The organism is Cognatilysobacter xinjiangensis, from assembly GCF_014651995.1.
In the GTDB taxonomy this organism is placed as follows: domain Bacteria; phylum Pseudomonadota; class Gammaproteobacteria; order Xanthomonadales; family Xanthomonadaceae; genus Cognatilysobacter; species Cognatilysobacter xinjiangensis.
The window spans coordinates 700,702-713,599 of sequence record NZ_BMXY01000001.1 but is presented as its reverse complement, the minus strand read 5'-3'; the positions used below and the strand labels follow the sequence as shown (position 1 = coordinate 713,599).

The 12,898-nt window shown below is 68.6% G+C and carries 10 protein-coding genes and 1 tRNA gene; 6 read left to right on the top strand and 5 right to left on the bottom strand.

What is annotated here, in order from left to right:
- Positions 1–26: 26 nt before the first annotated feature.
- Positions 27–650, bottom strand: coding sequence for a response regulator transcription factor (locus tag IE066_RS03340; protein ID WP_189446940.1), 624 nt, complete (start codon positions 648–650; stop codon positions 27–29).
- A gap of 42 nt (positions 651–692) precedes the next feature.
- On the opposite strand from IE066_RS03340, the gene IE066_RS03335 reads away from it, so the two are divergent.
- The 4 genes from IE066_RS03335 (at position 693) to IE066_RS03320 (ending at position 4,383) form a co-directional block, all read left to right on the top strand.
- A complete protein-coding gene (locus IE066_RS03335; protein ID WP_189446939.1) occupies positions 693–2,348 on the top strand; it encodes a histidine kinase in 1,656 nt (551 codons plus the stop codon).
- Between the two features lie 99 nt (positions 2,349–2,447).
- A tRNA-Val gene (locus IE066_RS03330) sits at positions 2,448–2,522 on the top strand.
- 294 nt (positions 2,523–2,816) lie between these two features.
- Positions 2,817–4,160: a sigma-54-dependent transcriptional regulator gene (locus IE066_RS03325; RefSeq protein WP_189446938.1), complete on the top strand. Its 1,344-nt coding sequence runs from the start codon at positions 2,817–2,819 to the stop codon at positions 4,158–4,160.
- Positions 4,153–4,383 (top strand): hypothetical protein, encoded by a 231-nt coding sequence (locus IE066_RS03320; protein WP_189446937.1) that lies wholly within the window; start codon positions 4,153–4,155, stop codon positions 4,381–4,383. Before IE066_RS03325 ends, IE066_RS03320 begins: the two co-directional genes overlap by 8 nt.
- Before the next feature lie 58 nt (positions 4,384–4,441).
- Here IE066_RS03320 and IE066_RS03315 read toward each other — a convergent pair whose 3' ends face one another.
- Positions 4,442–6,247 (bottom strand): BON domain-containing protein, encoded by a 1,806-nt coding sequence (locus tag IE066_RS03315; RefSeq protein ID WP_229790644.1) that lies wholly within the window; start codon positions 6,245–6,247, stop codon positions 4,442–4,444.
- 391 nt (positions 6,248–6,638) lie between these two features.
- On the opposite strand from IE066_RS03315, the gene IE066_RS03310 reads away from it, so the two are divergent.
- On the top strand, positions 6,639–7,028 hold the full coding sequence (locus tag IE066_RS03310) for a hypothetical protein (RefSeq protein WP_189446936.1): 390 nt from the start codon (positions 6,639–6,641) through the stop codon (positions 7,026–7,028).
- Between the two features lie 143 nt (positions 7,029–7,171).
- Here the strand turns inward: IE066_RS03310 and ligD are convergent, their stop codons facing one another.
- Both ligD and ku read right to left on the bottom strand, forming a co-directional pair.
- Positions 7,172–9,910 (bottom strand): DNA ligase D, encoded by a 2,739-nt coding sequence (gene ligD, locus IE066_RS03305; protein ID WP_189446935.1) that lies wholly within the window; start codon positions 9,908–9,910, stop codon positions 7,172–7,174.
- A gap of 3 nt (positions 9,911–9,913) precedes the next feature.
- Positions 9,914–10,798: a non-homologous end joining protein Ku gene (gene ku / locus IE066_RS03300; protein WP_189446934.1), complete on the bottom strand. Its 885-nt coding sequence runs from the start codon at positions 10,796–10,798 to the stop codon at positions 9,914–9,916.
- 101 nt (positions 10,799–10,899) lie between these two features.
- Between ku and IE066_RS03295 the strand changes: the two genes are divergently transcribed.
- Positions 10,900–11,262, top strand: coding sequence for an arsenate reductase family protein (locus tag IE066_RS03295; protein WP_189446933.1), 363 nt, complete (start codon positions 10,900–10,902; stop codon positions 11,260–11,262).
- A gap of 3 nt (positions 11,263–11,265) precedes the next feature.
- Here the strand turns inward: IE066_RS03295 and IE066_RS03290 are convergent, their stop codons facing one another.
- On the bottom strand, positions 11,266–12,885 hold the full coding sequence (locus IE066_RS03290) for an FMN-binding glutamate synthase family protein (protein WP_189446932.1): 1,620 nt from the start codon (positions 12,883–12,885) through the stop codon (positions 11,266–11,268).
- Between the last annotated feature and the right edge of the window lie 13 nt (positions 12,886–12,898).

Here is a 12,898-nt window from a genome sequence, read left to right as displayed (position 1 = left end):
CGGTGCGCTTCCGCGCCGTGCGAGCGCTAGATGACGCCACGCTTCAGCGCCAGCTGGCGCAGTTCGTGGTCCGACGAGACACCCAGCTTGGTGTAGATGCTGCTGCGATGCGCATAGACCGTCTTCGGACTGACGTCCATCGTCCTGGCCACGCGCGCGACCGTATGACCGCGCGCCAGCAGCAGCCAGACCTGCGCCTCGCGCGCGGTGAGCTCCGGCGCGTGGAGGTTGCCCGCCGCCGGATTCTGCGCGTACGCACGGATGTCCTGGCTGAGGTATTGCTGGTCCGCGGCGACGGCATTGACGGCATCCACGATCTCGTCCGGGCCCGAGCGCTTGGTGACGTAGCCCATCGCACCCGCCGCGAGGGCGTCCTGCACGTAGAGCCCGCTGTCGTGCATGGAAAGAACGATGATGGGCAGCGTCGGCTTCGCGGCGAGGACCTGCCGGATCAGCACGAGGCCGTCGGCATCGGCGAGGGAGAGGTCGAGGACGAGCACGTCGACCTCGCCGCCGCGCAGGTAGGCGGCCAGTTCGGCCGCGCTGCCGAGCTCGACGACGCCCCAGCCGGACTGCATGTCCAGCAGCTGGCGGAAACCCGCACGGACGATCGGATGATCGTCGACCAGAATAATTCTTAGAGCGCGCATGTGATGACGATTCGCGGGGCCGGAAATTCTATCGGGACGGCGATGAGAAGCTGGCGTCGTGCGCCGTGGATGATCTTCATCCTTTATCCCGCCGCTTGGCCAGCACTGTATTCCCTGTCCTCCGCGTACTGGTTCCTGCCGGCCGGAATGCGCGTGGCCGCGCTGTGGGCTACGCCGATGCGCTTCTGGCCCGGCCTCGCACTCGCCGAGTGGGCGGGCATCCTGATCACCTCGCCGGTGTTCCCGGTCTTCGACGACCTCGTCCCCGCCATCGGCGGAACACTCGTGCCGTGGCTCATCTACGCCGTAGTCGTGCGCGAGGTACGCCAGTACGCGGCACGCAGCGACGGCGACGCGTCGACGCACGCGTTGTCGTACGCCGTGGTCGCGGGCCTCGTCGGGGCCGCCGCGAACGGGCTGTTCCTCGTCGGCCTGCGCTGGCTGGACGACGAGACGGTGACGCACCCGGTGCAGCTCTTCCTCACGTTCGCCTTCGGCGACTACGCCGGGATCATGACGCTCGTCCCGCTCGTCGTGATGGCGCTCGACAAGCGCGATCCCGTCCCGAAACGAACGCGGCGCATGCGCTACGCGCTGGCGTTGCTGCCCAGCCTCGGCGTGGGCCTCACCCTCGTGCCGGGCCTGGGCATTCCGACCATCTACAACTGGGTATTCGTCACCGTACCGCTGACGGTGATCGGCGCCACCCGCGGCCGGCGCGCGGCAGTGGCGGCGCTCGCGCTGGTCTCGTGCTGCTTCCTCGCGGTGGCGCATGGTGCCTTCGCGGCCTGGCCTGCGGAGGAGATCCAGCGCATCTTCGCGGTGGCCGCCACCGGTGCCTTGCTGCTGGGCACGCGCCGCGATGCCATGCTCGCGCAGCGCATCGACCTGTCGCGCTCGATCGAGGAGCTGCAGTACAAGACGCAAGCGCTGCGCGATGCCGCGACGCGACTCTCGGCGCAGCGCGAGGCGGAAAGCCGCCGCGTGGGCCTCGAACTGCACGACGAGATCGGCCAGGACATGACGGCGCTCGCGACGCGCCTGCGGCTCGCCGAACGCCTCGCCACGACGGACGGGATGCGCGCGGAACTCGAACTGCTGCGCGGCATGGTCGCCGAAGCGCACGGCCACCTGCGCAACGTGATCCGCCGGCTGCATCCGATCGCGTTGGAACGCTTCGGGCTGGAGCGCGCGCTCGCCGCGGGGCCGCTCGCCGAGATCGCGGCCGATGCCGGCGTCGCCTACACCTGTGCCATTCGCGGCGACGTCGCCCCGCTGCCGCTCGACATCGCGACCGGCGTCTACCGGATCAGCCAGGAGGCCGTGACCAACGGCGTGCGCCACGGTTGCGGCGGCGAGATCCACGTCCAGCTCGACCTTCAGGACACGGGTGCAGGCCGCGAGCTGCAACTGTCGATCAGCGATGCGCAGGGGGCGATCGACGTCCCGGCGCAGCCCGACAGCCTGGGCCTGCAGGGCATTCGCGACCGCGCCAATGCGCTCGGCGCTACATACCACTTCAGCGCGTCAAGCGGCCGCCCCCGCCACTGGATGCGCCTGGTGCTGGCACCGGTGACTCCGCATGCGGGCCGCGTCGACGGCTTCGACGCCGGGAACGATGCGAGCGGAACGGGCCGCGGCTTCCCGTTTCCGCCGATTGAGGCCCCTCGCCGGCCGGCAGGGTGGCCGCTCGACTGAGCCACTGTGGGCGGGCCGCCGTCGTCGCTTCCCAACCGGATCGCATCACGCGGAATGTTGGCAAAGCCGCTCGCGGCTTCTATACTTCGCGCCCCACCCGGGCGGTTAGCTCAGCGGTAGAGCATTGCCTTCACACGGCAAGGGTCGCAGGTTCGAACCCTGCACCGCCCACCAGGTTCACGACGTCATCGTCGTTCGCAGGCCGCCTCCGGGCGGCTTTCGCGTTTCAGGGGCAAGTATTGGCACGGAAGCTGCGTTCGCGCCGCGCCTGCGGCGACCGCAGGCGGCGTCGATGCACGGATCACGCATAGCGCGGGCATTTCGCGCAGGCCGCGGGTGATACACGCGTGACAGCAGCCGCATCAGGCGAGCGAAGCTTCTGCAGGCCTGCGAAAGGATTGCAGGCTCATACGTCGCGTTAACCGCGGCACGACTAGCCTGCGGGCCACTCGTAACACGGGCCCGCCCATGGCCGACGCTCAACCGTCCGTACTCATCATCGACGACGACGCCACGTTCGCATCCGCCGCCGCCGATTTCGCGCGTGCGCACGGCTTCCAGGCGTCCATCGCCCATTCGCTCGAGGAATCGCGCCGCGCGATGGGCCGCGGCATGAGCGACCTCACCATGCTCGACGTCAGCCTGCCCGATGGCACTGCGTTCGACCTGCTCGAAGAACTCGACGCGCACCAGCACAGCCGCATTGCGCTGATGACCGGCGAGCCGTCGGTCGAGAACGCCGCGCGAGCGGTCGGGCTGCCGGTGCTGGACTATCTGCTCAAGCCGCTGTGCCCGCGCCAGTTCGAGTCGCTGCTGCAGGCCGCATCGGCGCGCGCGATGGCGCTGGCGGCCGGCAACCGGCCCGACGGCATCGTCGGCGAATGCGATGCCGTGCGCAGGCTCGCGAGCGACATCGACCGCGTCGCGCCCACGCCGATCTCGGTGCTCGTCACCGGCGAGAGCGGCACGGGCAAGGAACTCGTCGCACGCGCGGTGCATGCACGCAGCGGGCGGCGTGGCTCGTTCGTCGCGGTCAACTGCGGCGCCATCGCGCCCGACCTCCTGGCCAGCCACCTGTTCGGCCACGAGCGCGGCAGCTTCACCGGCGCGCAGCAGCGCCATGTCGGCTATTTCGAGCAGGCCCATCGAGGCACGCTGTTCCTGGACGAGGTCACCGAGATGTCGACGGCGCTGCAGGTCTACCTGCTGCGCGTGCTCGAGACGGGCGAGGTCACGCGCGTCGGCGGCACGGAGGCGATTCCGGTCGACGTGCGCATCGTCGCGGCCACCAATCGCGATCCTGTGCAGGCGATCGAACAGGGCGTGCTTCGCGAGGACCTCTACTACCGCCTCGCCGACTTCATCGTCGCCCTGCCCCCGCTGCGCGCGCGGGGGGAGGACGTGATCCTGCTCGCGCACGTATTCGTCGACCGGCTCAATCGCGACCACGGCCAGGACAAGCGCCTGTCGCCCGACGCGGAGCGCATGCTGCTGCGGCACGGCTGGCCCGGCAACGTGCGCGAGTTGCGCAGCGTGGTGCAGCGCGCCTACCTGATGAGCGACGGCGGCTTGATACGCATCCCGCCGCTGGGCCGGCGCGCGCTGCCGCTGCATCAGGACGACAGCAGCATCGTGTTCCACGTCGGAATGAGCTACGCCGACGTGGAGCGCGAGATGCTTCTCAAGACGCTCGCGAAGGTGGACGGCGACAAGACCGAGGCGGCGCGCATTCTCGGCGTCAGCGTGCGCACGATCCACAACCAGCTCGCGCGCCTGTCGGTGCCCGGCGAACCCGTGACGTCACATGCATGAGGGGTTCCCGCCGGCCGGCCCGTTCCCGCGGCCGGTGCATTACACCGGTCGCTGGCGCCACGACCTCTCCAACGAGGTAAACGCGCTGACGATGGCGACCGCCGCGGCGCGACACATGATCGAGATCGGCGACATTCCCGCTGCGATGGCCAATCTCTCGCGCGCGGAGGACGCGGGCATGCGCTGCATCGAGATCCTCCGCCACATGCCGCCGATGCCCTGAGGGCGGAACGGCAGGCAAAAGAAAAGGCCCGCGTAGGCGGGCCTTTTCCGTGATCGCGTCAGTGCTGCGAAGCGCTGCCGCCGGTAGTGCCGCTGGTGCCCGAGCGCGAGGACGAGCCGTCCTTGCTGCGCGACGCGCCGGCCGTGCCGCCAGCCTGGCGCGAGCCGGCGTCGCCCGACTCGCTGCTCGCCGATTCCGAGCCGCTCAGCGACTGCGAACCGGAGCTGCCCGACAGCGAGGACTGCGACTGCTCGCCGGTCGAACCCGACGACAACGACGAGCCGCTGCTGCCGGCCGAGGACGACGAAGACGACGACTGGGAGCCCATCGACGAGCGCGAACCCGACGTCGACGACTGCGACGAGCCGACGCGCACGCGGTTGTCGATGTCACGAACACCCGCGCAGGACTCGGCGATGTCCTCGATGCGGTGCTTCATCCAGCGCTGCTCGACGGTGCCGTCCAGCACGATCTTGCCGCCCTCGCAGCGCACCTCGACATCGGACACGTCGATGTCGTGCGCATTCATCAGGCGCTCGTTGAGGTCGTCGATGATGCGCTCGTCCGAACGTACGTAGTTCTTCGGGCCGCGGCCACGATGCTGGCCCTGCGACTGGCTGCCGTAGCCGTGCATGCCGCCCTGCGCACCCTGCGCAAACTGCGACGAGCCCGAGCCCTGGCCGAACTGCGTCTGGCTGTTGCCGGAGAAGCTCGACTGCGAGCGGTTGGAGTAGCCACCGTCGCCATAGCCGCGGCTCGAACCGAACTGGGACTGGCCCGTGCCGTACTGCGACTCGCCGAAGCCGTTGCCCTGCTGCCCGTAGCCCTGCGAGCCGCCCGACTGCTGGGAGCCCTGCCCGTAGCCCTGCGAACCAAACTGCTGCGAGCCGTGCGAGCCGTACTGCTGCGAGCCCTGCGAGCCGTACTGCTGCGACGACGCCTGCGGGTTCATCTGCGTGCTGCCGTAGTCGCCCTGCCCGCGCCAGCTCGAGAAGCTGGTCTCGTGCTGCATGTACGGGCTGCCGTAACCGCCGTGTACGCCCGTCTGCGACGCACCGAAGCCGCCGACGAGATACTCGCGATCGCGCGAGAAATCACCGCCGCCGTAGCTGCTGCCCTGCTGGCCGTAGCTACTGCCGCTCGAGCCCGCGCCGTACTGCTGGCCGTAGCCGCCCTGCGAGCCGTAGCCCGAGCTGGAACCGTAGCCTTGGCCGAACGAGCGGCCGCCCGAGCCCTGGCTCTCGCCGCCATAGGCGCCGTAGCCCGGCGTACGGCCGTACTGCTCGCCGAAGCCCTGCGACTGGCCCTGCTGCGAGCTGCCGTGCATCTGCGAGCCGTACTGCGAACCCTGCGAGGCCTGGCCGTACTGAGAGCCTTGGCCATAGGCGCCCTGACCATGCTGCTGCGAGCCCTGGCCGTACTGCTGGCTCTGCGGGCCGCCGTAGCCGCGCTGCGCGTCGTGCTGCTGCGACTGCGAGCTGCCCTGGCCGTACTGCTGCTGCGACGAGCCGTAGCCGCTATAGCCCATCGAACCCGAGGCCTGACCACTCTGCGCACCGTAGCCGCTCTGTCCGTACTGCTGGCCCTGCCCGTACTGGCCCGAGCTGCCCTGGAACTGAGAGCCGTAGCCCTGGCCGCTCGAGCTCTGCTGGCCGTAGTCGGACGTGCCGTAGTTGTTCTGACCGTACTGGTTGCCGCGCCCGAACATCTCGCCCTGGTTCATCTGGTTGGTATAGCCCGGCTCCCACTGTCCACTTTCGCGCCCGCTGCCCTGACGCGAGCTGTGCGCGTTCTCCGACTGATAACCGTGCTGGCCGCGCTCGCTACCGCTCGAGTGCTGATTGCCGTGTTCGTTGTGATGCATGTCTTGCCTCCTGTCATTGAGCCAGTTTCGACCTGCGTTGAATGCCTGCGCCCCGAGTCGCGCGACATCGCTCGCGACGTCCTTGAGCTGGCGTCCCAACTGTTGATCACGCACTGAACTGCCCTCCTTCATCCGGAATCTGCGTGCATGGAGCCGCGCTGTAATGCGACCAAGGACTATCCGCAAGAGGCATGCCAACGCGAAGCCTGCGCGGGGCGGTAAAACTCATGCGGGATTCACGCGCTTGTTGCGCCGAAGGGAAGTTTTTTCCGGAGTTCGACACTCGCGCGGCCGAACATTGCGCTCACATGCGTTTGACGAATTCCTGCCATCGCATCTGCGAGAGTTCATCGCGGGTCATCGGGCCCTCCCCCACGAGCGAGAAACGATCATGAAGAAGACTCTGGCCATTGCGGCGACGGTGCTGCTGGTGAGCGCCTGCGGCCGCCAGGAAACCGCCGACCAGTCCGCCACTACCGCGGCGGGCTCCGACACCACCGCGACAACCGCACCCGTCACCGATACGACGGGCACCACCGGCACCGACATGACCGGCACCGGCACCACCGGTACGTCCGCCGACATGACGGGCACCGGCACGACGGGCACGACCGGGACCGACACCATGGGCACGGGTACCGACACGATGGGTACCGGTACCGGTACTGGCACGGATACGACGAACGCCGGCACGGGCACGGGCACCGGTACGGGCACGGGAACTACGAGCACCGATTCGGACCAGCAGAACGGCAATACGACCACGCCGCCGACGCCTTGATCCGACATCGAACAGGTCAAATGAACGGCGGCGCGATGCCGCCGTTCTTCTTTGTGCGGGCCACAGCACCTAGTCGTGCCACGCATGTCCTGTCGCGCACGCGCGCTCTCGCGACACGCGGATAGGACGGCAGCGAAAATCGATCAGACCGGCAAGGGCTTGGCGCGCGCGATGATCGCCGCGGCCTCGTCGGGCATGCCGCGCTTGGCCGCGTCCTTCAGCGTGTAACGGGCCGGGCTGCGCACGCGCGACAGCTCCGCCCACGTCACCGGCACAGCGACCGGCGCGCCCTTGCGCGCCCGCAGCGACCAGCTCGCCACGCTGGTGGCGCCCCGCCCGTTACGCAGCCAGTCGATGAAGATGCGGCCCTTGCGCTGCGCCTTGCTCATGGTCGCCACGTAGCGCTCGGGCGACTGCCGGGCCATCGTGTCCGCGAACGCGTCGCAGAACCGGCGCACCGCCTCCCAGTCGGCCTTCGGCTTGAGCGGCGCGACCACGTGCACGCCCTTGCCACCGGACAGTTTCGGGAAGGATTCGATGCCGACCTCCAGCAGGCGATCGCGGACGTCCCTGGCGGCGGCGCGAATCGTCGGCCAGTCGATGGAAGGATCCGGATCGAGATCGAACACGATCCGGTCGGGCTGCTCCAGTGTTTCGATGCGCGAGCCCCAGGGGTGGATCTCGATCGTGTTCATCTGCACGAGCGACATCAGCCCTTCGAGGCTGTCGACGTAGAAGTAGGTCGCCTCGTCGCCGTCGTTCTCGGTGAGCTTGAACGGCTTCACCTCGTCGCCGAAGCCGTGCTTCACGTGCTTCTGGAAGAAGTGCTGGCCGCCGATCCCATCGGGGCAGCGGACGATGGATATCAGGCGGCCGCCGATCTCCTCCAGCAGCTGTGGCGCGGCGGCGAGGTAGTAATTCCAGACGTCCTGCTTGGTGTAGCCGGCATCCGGGTAGACCACGCGGCCAGGGCTGCTGAGCGTTGGCAGGTTGGAGTCGTCGAGGTCGATGCCGCGCGACTTGCCGCGCTTCGTGGCCGGCGCTTTCTTCGCCACGGTGCGTTTACTCGCGGCTTTCTTTGCAGCTGCCTTCCTGACGGTGCTCTTGGCGGCCGTTGTCGCCGTCGCAGTCGCCACCGCCTTCCTGGCGCGCCTGGTCGCTGTGGCCGACGTGACCGGTTCGGGCTGCTCGAGCGCGTCCGGCGTCGCTGGCTTGTCGTCGCGCAGGCGATGGAACGACGCCTGCCGTACCAGCCCTTCCTTGCCCCAGCCGCGGAAGAACACTTCGACCACCATCTTCGGCTGCACCCAGTGGATGCGCCCCTTCGGCAGCGGCACGTGCTTCGGGATCTCGACCACCGGGTCGTCGGTTTCGATGTCGCGCAGCTGGCGGACCAGGTCGAGCAGGAAATCGTTGTTCATCCCGGAACCGACGCGCCCGGCATAGACCAGCGTGCGGTCCTTGTACTGGCCGAGCATCAGCGAGCCCAACCCTTGGCGCGACCCCTTCGGCGGGGTGTAACCGACCACGACGAAGTCGCGCGTTTCCGCCGTCTTGACCTTCAGCCACTGCTCGGAACGCCCGTCGACGTAGAGCGAGTCCGCGCGCTTGCTGATGATCCCTTCCATACCGCGGCCCCGCGCCGCCTCGAAGATCTCGGGCCCGCGCCCCACGATGTGCGTGCTGTAGAAGAAGCGCGGATCGGCGCCTTCGAGCAGCCGCTCCAGCAGCGCCTTGCGCTCGATGAGCGGCACGGCGCGAAGATCGTGGCCGTCGAGCGAGAGCAGGTCGAAGACGACGTAGCGCAGGCAGCGCGCGTCCTTCTCGGACAGCGCGCGCTGCAGCGCGTTGAAATCGCTGTAGCCCGAGGTGTCGACCGCGATCAGCTCGCCGTCGAGCACCGCGGTGGTGCCGAGCGACTTCAGCATCTTCACCAGCTCGGGGGCGCGCTCGTTCCACGGAATCCCGTTGCGCGACCACAGCATCGGCGAGCGCCCGCTCTGCCCGATGAGCCGGTAGCCGTCCCATTTCCATTCGTGGATCCATTCCTCGCCCGACGGCGCCTTCTCCGCCGCGACCGTGAGCATGGGCTGCACGAATTCGCCGGTCGGGAACTTCGCGCCGTCGGCCAGCCGTGCCGCCTCGCGCTTGAGCGCACGCAGGTCGCGCGCTGGCGCGGCGCGGGCGGACTTGCGAGCCGATGTCGTCTTCGCGGCAGCCGTACGCGCGCGCGGCGCGGCGGTCGTGCGGGTGGCGGTCTTGCGTGGCTTGGCCATTGGCGACGTTCCGGTATCGAAGCCCTTGCGGGCGCGGATCTCGAGGCCCGACTTCGTCGACGCGCCGGGGGCATCCGGCGGCGGCGCGGGCAGGTCGCCGATCAAATCGTCGGCCTCGAGGTCGGCGGCGTACTCGTCGGTGCGCTTGAGCAGCATCCACTGGCCGCGCCGCCCCTGGTGGTGCGTGCGCACCAGCGACCAGCGTCCCTTCAGGCGGTCGCCGTCGAGGTGGAAGTCGAGGCGCCCCTTGCGCAGCGCCTCGTGCAGGTCGCCCTCGGGCGCCCATGTGCCGTGGTCGAAGATGGCCATGTGGCCCGCGCCGTACTCGCCTTCCGGGATCAGGCCCTGGAAGTGTTCGTAGGTGAGCGGATGGTCCTCGGTTTCGACCGCGAGCCGTTTCTCGCCGGGCCGGAAGGACGGACCGCGCGGCACCGCCCAACTGCGCAGCACGCCGTCCACTTCCAGCCGGAAGTCGTAGTGCCGAGCCCGCGCATGATGCAGCTGCACGACGAACGACAGCGGCCCGGCGTGCCGGCGCGCGGCCTCGCCCTTGGGCTCCGGTGTCTTCGCGAAGCGCCGCTTGCGGTTGTACTCCTGCAGGCCCATGCGTCAGGCCCGCTTCTTGGCCGCCCGGCGTTTCGCGGTCTTCTTCGCGGGCGTCTTGCGCGCGGTCTTCTTGGCGGGCTTGGACGCGCCGCCGCCCTTGCCTTCCAGGCTCTTCTTCAGCAGCGCCATGAAGTCGACGACGTTCGTCGCCTCCTCGCCCTCGTCCTCGCGCTCGTCCTCGATGTGCGCCGTCTCCTTCTGCTTGATGCGCTTCTTGATGACCTCCGACAGCCGCTCGCGGAACTCGTCCTTGTAGTCGGCGGGCTTCCACTCGTCGGTCATCGATTCCATCAGCATCTCGGCCATTTCCATCTCGCGCGGCGTTACGTGCCAGGCGCGTGCGCTGCCGGCGGGAAGCTCGTATTCGGAGGCGTCGACGAGTTCCTGCGGGAAGCGCATCAGCATCAGCATCAGCGCGTCGCCCTCGGGCACGAGCATGCACAGGTACTCGCGGGTGCGGATAACCACGCGGCCGATGCCGACGCGGCCGTTCTTCTTCAGCACCTCGCGCAGCAACACGTAGCCCTTCTCCGCCTTCTTGCCCGGCACGAGGATGTAGGGCTTTTCCAGGTAACCCAGCGGAATGGATTCGGCGTCGACGAAGGCCTCGATCGCGATGGTCTCGTGGTTCTCGGTCGCCGCGCGCTCGATGTCCTCGGGCTGCAGCACCACGTAGTTGTCCTTGGAGAACTCGTAGGCCTTGACGATCTCCTTCCACGGCACTTCCTCGCCGGTCTCCGCGTTGACGCGCTCGTAGCGCACCGGGGAGTTGTTGCGCGAGTCGAGCATGCGGAAGTGGATGTCGGTGCGGCGCTCGCCCGACATCAGCTTGATCGGGATGTTGAGCAGACCGAACGAGATCGCGCCGGTCCAGATGGGCCTCGCCATGACGTACCTCCAGCGGTTTTCCGAAACGTCGCCCAGCGCGCGTACTCGCCGGGTGAAGCGGCCGCGCGATAATCGGCGCCCATCGAACGCGAGGAAGACGCATGGCTACCGACCGTCCCCTGCTGCTCCACAACAAGGCCAGCTGCTCGAAATGCCGCGGTGCGCTGGATCTGCTGCGCGAGCGCGACATCGAGCCCGAGGTGGTCGACCTGATGGCGACGCCGCTTTCAGCGCAACGGCTGCGCGAGATCGTCGCGATGACGGGCGAGTCGCCGCGCGCGCTTCTACGGACTGGTGAGGCCGCCTACGAGGCGCTCGGGCTGGGCCATGCCTCGCTCACGGAGGAGCGATTGATCGAGGCGATGGCGGCGCACCCGGAACTCGTCGAGCGGCCGATCCTCGTATACGGCGGCCGCGCCGTCGTCGGCCGCCCGCCCGAACGCGTGCTCACGCTGCTGGACTGAGCCTCACAGGCTCTTGCTGTCGCGCCGGGCGGCGATGCGCGCCGGCGGTGCGAAGGAATCGCTGCGCGACTCACCCCAGTACTGCTCGAACACCGCGTGCCGCGGGGTGCCGGTCAGCAGCTCGCCGGGCTCGAGGAAGTTGTAGATGGTCGCCAGCGAGCGCACCTCGGTGGGCGAGATGCGGCGCAGGATGTGCTCCGGCCCGAGCTGGCCGGGGTGCTGCAGGCCCGCCGCGCAGATCAGGTCGCGCAGCGCCTTCAGCGTGTTCTCGTGGAAGTTGTGCACGCGCGTGGCCTTGTCCGGCACGTCCAGCGCCTTCCATCGCTTGGGGTTCTGCGTGGCGACGCCCGTGGGGCATTGATCGGTATGGCAGCTCTGCGCCTGGATGCAGCCGACCGCGAACATGTAGCCGCGGCCGGCGTTGCACCAGTCCGCGCCCATCGCCATCGTTCGCGCGATGTCGAAGCCGCTGATGATCTTGCCCGCCGCCGCGATGCGGATTCGGTCGCGCAGCCCGAGCCCCACCAGCGTGTTGTGCACCAGGATCAGCCCTTCGTGCATCGGCACACCGACGTGATCGATGAACTCGGCCGGCGACGCGCCGGTGCCGCCTTCCGCGCCGTCGACGACGATGAAGTCCGGCAGGATGCCCGTCTCGTGCATCGCCTTGGCGATGCCGAACCATTCCCACGGATGCCCGATCGCCAGCTTGAAACCGGCAGGCTTGCCGCCGGACAGCGTGCGCAGGCGGTCGACGAACTCCAGCAATCCCTTGGGCGTATCGAACGTCGAATGACGCGCCGGCGAGATGCAGTCGACCCCGACAGGCACGCCGCGCGTCGCCGCGATCTCGGGGGTCACCTTCGCGCCCGGCAGCACGCCCCCATGGCCCGGCTTCGCCCCTTGCGACAGCTTCACCTCGATCATCTTGACCTGCGGGTCGGCGGCCGCGGCGGCGAACTTCTCCTCGCTGAAGCTGCCGTCCTCGTTGCGGCAACCGAAGTAGCCCGAGGCGACTTCCCAGACGAGGTCGCCCCCGAACTCGCGGTGGTAGGGCGAGATCGAGCCCTCGCCCGTGTCGTGGTAGAAGCCGCCCATCTGCGCGCCGCGGTTGAGCGCGCGGATCGCATTGGCCGACAGCGAGCCGAAGCTCATCGCCGAGATGTTGAACACACTGGCCGAGTACGGCTGCGCGCGCCCCTCGCCGACCGTCACGCGGAAGTCGTGCGGCATGTATTCCGAAGGCTGCAGCGAGTGGTTGATCCACTCGTACTGGTCGCCGTAGATGTCGCGCAGCGTGCCGAAGGGCCGTGTGTCGAGCACCGACTTGGCACGCTGGTAGGCAAGCGCCCGCTCCTGGCGCGAGAACGGCACCTCGGCGGTGTCGGCCTCGATGAAGTACTGGCGCATTTCCGGGCCGATGGCTTCAAGCCCGTAGCGGAAATGCGCGAGCAGCGGATAGTTGCGACGCAGAGTGCTGCGTCGCTGGATCAGGTCCCAGCTGCCCAGCGCCGCGAACGGCAGCAGCAGCGCGAGCACGATCCTCCCCTCGCCTATCGTCAGTACGCAGGCCAGCGCGACGAGCGTCGCGACCATCACGGCGATGTAGAGCGCGTAGCGCATGCAGCCCTCCTGT

What these genes read in the sequence shown, in the direction of transcription:
- IE066_RS03340 (WP_189446940.1), bottom strand. Translation starts at nt 650, where the DNA reads ATGCGCGCTCTAAGAATTATTCTGGTCGACGATCATCCGATCGTCCGT.
- IE066_RS03335 (WP_189446939.1), top strand. Translation starts at nt 693, where the DNA reads ATGAGAAGCTGGCGTCGTGCGCCGTGGATGATCTTCATCCTTTATCCC.
- IE066_RS03325 (WP_189446938.1), top strand. Translation starts at nt 2,817, where the DNA reads ATGGCCGACGCTCAACCGTCCGTACTCATCATCGACGACGACGCCACG.
- IE066_RS03320 (WP_189446937.1), top strand. Translation starts at nt 4,153, where the DNA reads ATGCATGAGGGGTTCCCGCCGGCCGGCCCGTTCCCGCGGCCGGTGCAT.
- IE066_RS03315 (WP_229790644.1), bottom strand. Translation starts at nt 6,247, where the DNA reads ATGCATCACAACGAACACGGCAATCAGCACTCGAGCGGTAGCGAGCGC.
- IE066_RS03310 (WP_189446936.1), top strand. Translation starts at nt 6,639, where the DNA reads ATGAAGAAGACTCTGGCCATTGCGGCGACGGTGCTGCTGGTGAGCGCC.
- ligD (WP_189446935.1), bottom strand. Translation starts at nt 9,910, where the DNA reads ATGGGCCTGCAGGAGTACAACCGCAAGCGGCGCTTCGCGAAGACACCG.
- ku (WP_189446934.1), bottom strand. Translation starts at nt 10,798, where the DNA reads ATGGCGAGGCCCATCTGGACCGGCGCGATCTCGTTCGGTCTGCTCAAC.
- IE066_RS03295 (WP_189446933.1), top strand. Translation starts at nt 10,900, where the DNA reads ATGGCTACCGACCGTCCCCTGCTGCTCCACAACAAGGCCAGCTGCTCG.
- IE066_RS03290 (WP_189446932.1), bottom strand. Translation starts at nt 12,885, where the DNA reads ATGCGCTACGCGCTCTACATCGCCGTGATGGTCGCGACGCTCGTCGCG.